Genomic DNA, 258 nt, shown 5'->3' with positions numbered 1-258 from the left:
AGGATGGGACGGCCAAGAACCACACCGCCGGCGACGACTCCGTCACCGACAAGTTCACCGTCACCGTCACCGATGCGGCCAACCAGGTCAAGTCCGACGACCTGGTCGTGCTCATCACCGACACCGCGCCCGAAGCCAAGCCCGACACCGCTTCCGTCACGGAAGACACCGCACTGACCGCCTCCGGCAACGTCATCACCGGCACCGGTGCCGACACCCTCGGCGCGGACGTCACCAACGTCGTCGGCGTGGCCAAGG

The 258-nt window shown here is 67.4% G+C and carries 1 protein-coding gene; it reads left to right on the top strand.

Annotated elements, in window-relative coordinates:
• Positions 1 to 258 (top strand): hypothetical protein (locus tag IB257_RS31460; protein ID WP_225589337.1); only part of this gene is annotated, 258 nt, incomplete at both ends.

Origin of the sequence: Achromobacter sp. ACM03 (genome assembly GCF_014851665.1) — a bacterium.
Classification (GTDB): Bacteria; Pseudomonadota; Gammaproteobacteria; order Burkholderiales; family Burkholderiaceae_B; genus Achromobacter; species Achromobacter aegrifaciens.
The sequence above is the reverse complement of the archived record's forward strand: the minus strand, read 5'-3'. Positions and strand labels throughout refer to the sequence as shown.